Source organism: [Clostridium] aminophilum, assembly GCF_900101295.1.
Classification (GTDB): Bacteria; Bacillota; Clostridia; order Lachnospirales; family Lachnospiraceae; genus Clostridium_R; species Clostridium_R aminophilum_A.
Genome location: NZ_FOIL01000090.1, coordinates 1 through 6,472 on the forward strand (window position 1 = coordinate 1; position 6,472 = coordinate 6,472).

Sequence of the window (6,472 nt, forward strand, 5' to 3'; positions counted from 1 at the left end):
AGCGCGAGACGGGATTCGAACCCGCGGCCCCCACCTTGGCAAGGTGGTGCTCCACCACTGAGCCACTCGCGCATTTCTCTGTCAGCAATCTGACGCAGACTATATTACCACAGTCTCGATCGATTGGCAATAACTTTTTAAACAATGATGCTTAATAGTTCAGCGGCACCCACGCTTTCCCGTGAGTACCGCTGCCCGGAATTCCATTTGTCCTGTTTCTAAAAAAATGTCTCAGGATTTTCGGAGAGTGTTGAGATCCAGCATCCCCAGCGATCCGGCCAGTTCCGTCAGTTCCATCTGGAGGCAGAAAAGATTCACACCGGTTACCGCGTACTCAAAGACGATGTTCAGTGCCAGTGCAATTCCAATACTCTCGAAAGGTATGTTGAGCTGTCCAAACAAAATAGTGAAACACATGGTCATCCCTCCCGGAATGGGCGGAAGCGCCACCGCCAGCAATACACTGGTCAATGTCACCAGAACCAGCCAGTTCGGTGTGATGGCGATGGCACAGTTCTCCGCCATTCCGAAACTGATACTGATAAAAAACATGGCCGCTCCCGGCATGAAAATAGTCTGTCCCAAAGGAACGCCAAACCTCACAATCTTTTCATCGATCCCGTAGGAGTGTTCACAGCGCTCCAGGTTTTCAGCCAGCGCCGCACTGGAGGATGCCGTCATCAGACCGATGAGGAAGACCGATGCCGCCTTTCGGATCAGTTTTATAACAGAGACCCTTTTTCTGACCGCAACGATGATTGTGTAGATCAGCATTGGCAGAATAAACAGCACCAGAATCGTCAGCAGCATTTTCCATGACTGGAGAACCACGGAAAGCTGCCCGCTTGCGGTAATCTTGAATAATCCCAAAAACACCATAAAAGGAATCAGCGCGCTGATGCCGGACATAAGATAAAACAGCGCATTGTTCATGTGCTCCACGAACAAAGTCAGACTGGATACTCTCTCTCCCATCATGAGAAGCACACTGCCTGCAACAACAGCCAGAGTAATGACATGTACGGTGTTCCCGGTGGCAAATGGAGTAACCAGATTATCCGGTATGATACTCAGCAGCAGCGCATAAATCTCCGCCGGCTGAAATGAACTGCTGCCCGTGGAACTGCTGTGAAAAAAAGGAACGCAAACGGCAGCCGCAATCGCGGCAAGCAACAGCTGAGACAGCATAAACCGACCAATCATGCGCTTTCCTATCCGACTCAGTGTATTCACATCCCCGATGGTACAAACGCCCCATGTCAGAGAAAAAAACACCATCGGCACTGCCACAGCCGTTATGATATTCAAAATTGTATTGAGAGTTGGCCCAATATAGTTTTCCAGCAGCGATAAACGTTCGGCCTCCGGCAGCTCATAGCTCACACTTCCCAGAACAATTCCCAAAAAAAGTGCAATCAGGGTTTTCTGTGTCGATGAAAACTTTTGCTGCCGGTTGAGACTGAAGCTGACACGGTTGACGCCATTTTGATATGACCAGTCCGTGACAAGATCTACGTCCGCATGGAGTTTTCGCAACAGATGAAACTCTTCACTCCCATCTCCGGAAAAGGGATCGAATCCTTCGCCGGTCACACTCAAAATCACCTGAATACGGCCCAGGAGTTTCTTTTTCTGAATGGAGAACTCCCGTCCCTTTCCCAAACGTTCCTGATAATTCAGCAGTACCTCTTCCAGCATCAGGCGCAGCTTGATGGCCTTACCGCTCTCTGACCTGCTCTCCGTCAAAAATGTCTCGACTTCGTCAATGGAACGATTAATGTTTTGGTTTGTCAACTGAATCATGGTTTTTACCCCGGTAAATTACGACAAGAACTACGGTAAATAATTTGTGAAGCGCCAATCTTGAACCGCACGCCATTATCCGGATCAGCCGTATCCGATCAGCATTTTCAGAATTCCGGTGGATTGCAGAAACAGCACCGCCATCATCGCAGGAGCGATATAGCGAAGCATGAAAACATACATCCTTTTTCTCCGAAATGGTAAACCAGAAACCTCGATTTCCTCCGTAACAAAGGAAGGACCGACGACCCACCCGATCAGGATACAGGTCAGCAGGGAAACCAGCGGCATCATAAAGCTGTTGCTGAAATAATCAATGATGTCCAGCAGTTGTCCCTGCGCTCCGTTCGGCAACGGCAGTTCAAAATAGAAAATGCTGTATCCCAGAGAGATCAGAACGGTTGTGCCGCAATAAATGAAGAAAAGAACGATACTTGCTTTTTTTCGTGAAACATGAAATATCTCCATACAATTTGCAACTACGGCTTCATAAATCGAGACGCTTGATGTCAGCGCAGCAAAGAATGCGGTAAAGAAAAAAGCGGTTCCTACAACGGTTCCCATGTTTCCCATGGTATGAAACACATTGGTTAATGATATGAAAAGAAGTCCCGGTCCGGATGTCATTCCCTCAATACCGTAAAACACGAATGTTGTCGGCACAACAATCATTCCTGCCAACAGTGCAATCCCGGTATCAAAAATCTCAATATAATTGACCGATCGGTTCAGATCGACCTTTTTTTCCACATAGGAACCATAGGTCACCATGATTCCCATGGCAATTCCCAGGGAAAAGAACAGCTGAATCATGGCATCCAGAAGAATCTGGAAAAAACGCTCTGCCGTCAGATTGCGAAAATCCGGAATCAGGTATACTTTCAACCCCTGCAGTGCCGTCCGCACCTCTCCTGTAACTTCATCTGTGTGATACAGCGTAAGTGCAAATACCGAAACCACCAGCATCATGACCGCCAGCGCCGGCATGATAATCCGCGCGCTTTTTTCGATTCCGTCTTTCACTCCGCCCAGAACGATGAGCAATGTCAGAAAAACGAACACGATCCCGTAAACAGCCGGCGCGCCGGGATCGGTGATAAACTCCGTAAAATATCCTTCCTGAGTCGCCTCCGCAATATGCCCGGTGAGGAATAACGCCGTATATTTGGTGACCCAACCCCCGATGACGCCATAATAACTCATGACAAGCGCAGGAACGATAAACACCAGAATTCCAACAAATTTCCACCTGCGATGAATATTTTCATAGGCCCCAATCGCACTCCGTCCGGTTTTGCGGCCGATCACAATATCCGTCATCAGCATGGTATAACCAAAGGTCACCGCAAGGATCAGATAGACAAGGACAAATATACCGCCCCCGTCCCGGGCAGCAAGATATGGAAATCTCCACAGATTTCCCAGCCCTACCGCACAGCCGGCCGATGAAAGCACAAAACCGATCTGCCCGCCAAACCGGGGCAGTTTTTCAGCATTTTCCTTTTTCGTTTCTTTCATGGTTACATCCTCATATTTGTCTCAAAAGATACGGCCAAAGAATCCGTTTCCTGGAAATATCCTTATGCCCCCGTCGACGCATTTTCATCTATTGATATTTTACTATAAAGTGTATGTCCAAAACCGAAGTCCCGGATATTTTTTACTTCGTCAGCATCTATCATTATATTATTGATATTATTGGGCAGAAAAGCGCAGCAGAAAGCATTTCCGCCATGAACCATTCCCACCGTGGGCAAAGAACGCCATTCTGCGATATAATAAGATACAAAAGTTTTCAAGCAGAAAGGGGATTACTCATGGCAGAGACATTTTTGGCCCTGTTGGACGAAGTGCTATACGGGGTGGTACAAATCAGCACCACACTTTTGGAATTCTTTGGAATTGCGGTACTGATGGCCACCGCACTGAAATGCTTTTATTTCTGGCTGAAAAAGAACACGCAGAATATCCGTCTGGATCTCGCCCAGGGAATCGCTCTCGCTCTGGAGTTTAAGATGGGCGGCGAGGTTCTCCGTACGGTCGTCGTCCGTGAATGGGCAGAACTTGGAATCCTCGGCGCGATCATTGTGCTTCGGGCTATGCTCACCTTCCTGATTCACTGGGAGATCAAAAACGAGAAAAAAGAGGGCTGATCGCCAAAAATAATCCCCGCCCCGGATCCCGTCCGCGCTGCGGATGGATCCGGGGCGGGGATGTTTTGACCAGCGCGGACCGTATCAGCTGATATTCTTGAGCAAAACGATTTCCGTATAATAACGGGTAACCGTAACCTTAATATCATCCGTCAACGATACCAGAATGGATTTGCTGATTGCTTCCTGAGAAAAACTGTCTTTATCTGTCATATCACGGACAGACCATTGATATTCGCTTCCTTTGTTTTGCTGAAGGTTTTTCATTCCGTTATAGATGACATCCTGTATCTTGGAGTACAGTCCGGTTTTCGTCTCATCCGTTACATTATCCGACAGACTCGCCAATACCTGATAACGCTTCAGATCCACCTTTATCGGAATATGGATATGTATCCTGCACAGCTGACCGCTTCCTTCCAGATAAAGACTTGCGTTGTACTGCAGCAGCATTTCGCTGAACATCCGGACTGCTTCCTCCACGATCAGACGAATCTGCGCGGTAGCGTTTTTATCGATTCTTTCTCTTTTGGCAAATATTCTCGACAGCTGCATTGCCGATGCGACCGGATCCGAAACATCCGCAAAGTATATCGTATCCGTCCGGTAATGGCGCATTCTCGGCGAACCGACACTCAATACCGGTTTCACCGTTCTGTCGGCATCCGGAGATTTGTCATCAACCATTACACTCTTATCAATAATATTGAAGTAATTATACGGAATTTCAATATTATTCCTCCGAAACGCATTCAACACCCGAACATTGATATCGGTTGTTGCGATATAGGTACTGATGGTCGGCGGAAGCTGAATCGTGGTTTCCAGAATCAGCGCACTGTCCGAAAACTTCAGAAAATATACCGGGCCGGAATCCTCGTCAATATTGTTGCGCACAACACCCCGCGTGTACGGGCTCGCAGCAACACAGTCCCGGATGATATCCATTGCTTTTGGAACATTGGTATCCAGACTGACCGAATACTGAAGATGCACACCGCGGTTGGGCTTTTTATAACTGGTGTTATAAACCACCTTGGAATTCAGCTGACTGTTCGGCACGATGATCCGGATTCCGTCATAAATGGTTAAGACGGTATGTCTCAATGTGATATCTTCCACGATGCCCGGCTCATATCCGTCCACAATGATTCGATCGCCGATCTCAAACGGCTTATTGATGCTGATCAGGAATCCGCAGATCAGATCTGCGATCACCGGCTGTGAAGCAAAACCGATGACGGCAACGATCAGCGCCGAACTTCCGAGAAGGAGTCTGCTCAGACTGTTCTCCGGACTCAATATCGAGATCACATGAAACAGACATATAATTATAATCAATACTTTTACAAGCTGTCCGGAAAACCGCACATGTAACGCACTGGTATGTTTTTTTATCTGATGAAAAACGATAACCCATACGCAGAAAGCGGCGATCCCGATCAGAATGCTTAACAAAACAGAAATGGAGGTCTCTGTCGTCATCATAACCTTTCTTTCCAGTCCCCTTTTCAGTGCTTTATGTGCTGAATGACGTTAATTCCAAATCCGGTCGGTGAAATCATCACAGCGGACCGGGAAGATTTGGTATCGACCGTGCCATTTGCGTAGACATTACGAAAACCTTGCTTCTCCAGCACCTGATATGCCGCATCAAAATCATCGACGTTCATGCGGATTACCACCATATCATGCGGAAGCAGTTTTTCTTCCTTCGCCGCCGCAGGGAGCGTCTCCGGGATTGAGATATCAAGATAAAAGCCATCGTCATTCTTCATGCGGATTCCCTCGACATTCAGTTCTCCGATTCCTTCCTGATCATGGCGTTTCTCAAATCCGAGTTCCTGAAACAGCTTCATTAGCGGTTCGGCATTTTTCGTGATAATCTGCGGATTAAAGGTCGTAATTTTCATTTTGATTCTCCCTTCCGGCCAGGCACACAAATGGATCCTTCCAAGACATTCTTCAAAAACAATAATGTTAATTATAATTAAATTTTAGCATATTTTATCTACAAAAATAAACTCCCGGCATAGATTTTTGTCCTGTTTTGTTTGAGCACCTCTTTTTCCTTCGGGAGCACTTAGGGGGGCGCCTGTCATTTCTCTCCCAAATTCAAAAAATACAAAATCTACTGTCCACTTTTCCCTCTTTAAATCGTATTATAAGCAGAAGGCCTTCTAAAATAAGAAAAAGGAAGCAATATCACATGGATGAAAAAGAAGTAAGGCGGGTTGTAGAGACTTATTCAGATATGATTCTTCGAATCAGCTATAACTATTTGCAGCATACCTTTGATTCGAAAGATATCTGCCAGACAGTTTTATTGAAATACATGATAAACGGCGAGACTTTCGATACCGAGGAGCACGAGGTCCAGTGGACCTCGGCTTTGCGCCGACCGGAGCGACAGCGGAGACTTTCGAACGGTTCGAGCACGGCCGTGCTCGAACAACGACAAAAAAGGACACCCTTTACGAATTCCCTTTCGCAGCAAGAGCGCGAGACGGCGCACG

5 protein-coding genes, 1 tRNA gene and 1 pseudogene are annotated in these 6,472 nt (G+C 47.0%); 2 read left to right on the top strand and 5 right to left on the bottom strand.

The window, feature by feature from the left end:
• The 3 genes from BMW41_RS13695 to BMW41_RS13705 all read right to left on the bottom strand — a co-directional run bounded on the left by BMW41_RS13695 (position 1) and on the right by BMW41_RS13705 (position 3,321).
• Positions 1-72, bottom strand: a tRNA-Gly gene (locus BMW41_RS13695).
• Between the two features lie 159 nt (positions 73-231).
• Entirely contained in the window at positions 232-1,803 is a 1,572-nt protein-coding gene (locus tag BMW41_RS13700) for a dicarboxylate/amino acid:cation symporter (RefSeq protein WP_083379023.1), read from the bottom strand.
• 84 nt (positions 1,804-1,887) lie between these two features.
• Positions 1,888-3,321, bottom strand: a complete 1,434-nt coding sequence (locus BMW41_RS13705; RefSeq protein WP_074650758.1) for a sodium-dependent transporter — start codon at positions 3,319-3,321, stop codon at positions 1,888-1,890.
• A 299-nt stretch (positions 3,322-3,620) separates the two neighbouring features.
• Here BMW41_RS13705 and BMW41_RS13710 point away from each other — a divergent pair, with 299 nt between their 5' ends.
• Positions 3,621-3,956: a DUF1622 domain-containing protein gene (locus BMW41_RS13710; RefSeq protein ID WP_074650759.1), complete on the top strand. Its 336-nt coding sequence runs from the start codon at positions 3,621-3,623 to the stop codon at positions 3,954-3,956.
• Between the two features lie 84 nt (positions 3,957-4,040).
• Here the strand turns inward: BMW41_RS13710 and BMW41_RS13715 are convergent, their stop codons facing one another.
• Positions 4,041-5,441, bottom strand: a complete 1,401-nt coding sequence (locus BMW41_RS13715) for a mechanosensitive ion channel family protein (protein WP_207646901.1) — start codon at positions 5,439-5,441, stop codon at positions 4,041-4,043.
• Positions 5,442-5,467: 26 nt separating this feature from the next.
• Positions 5,468-5,869: a VOC family protein gene (locus BMW41_RS13720; protein ID WP_074650763.1), complete on the bottom strand. Its 402-nt coding sequence runs from the start codon at positions 5,867-5,869 to the stop codon at positions 5,468-5,470.
• A 296-nt stretch (positions 5,870-6,165) separates the two neighbouring features.
• Between BMW41_RS13720 and BMW41_RS14685 the strand changes: the two are divergent.
• Positions 6,166-6,472, top strand: a pseudogene (locus BMW41_RS14685) (hypothetical protein); the annotation flags it as partial.

Bases quoted from the DNA above. Each gene is read 5' to 3' on its own strand.
- BMW41_RS13700 (WP_083379023.1), bottom strand. From the start codon at position 1,803: ATGATTCAGTTGACAAACCAAAACATTAATCGTTCCATTGACGAAGTC.
- BMW41_RS13705 (WP_074650758.1), bottom strand. From the start codon at position 3,321: ATGAAAGAAACGAAAAAGGAAAATGCTGAAAAACTGCCCCGGTTTGGC.
- BMW41_RS13710 (WP_074650759.1), top strand. From the start codon at position 3,621: ATGGCAGAGACATTTTTGGCCCTGTTGGACGAAGTGCTATACGGGGTG.
- BMW41_RS13715 (WP_207646901.1), bottom strand. From the start codon at position 5,441: ATGACGACAGAGACCTCCATTTCTGTTTTGTTAAGCATTCTGATCGGG.
- BMW41_RS13720 (WP_074650763.1), bottom strand. From the start codon at position 5,869: ATGAAAATTACGACCTTTAATCCGCAGATTATCACGAAAAATGCCGAA.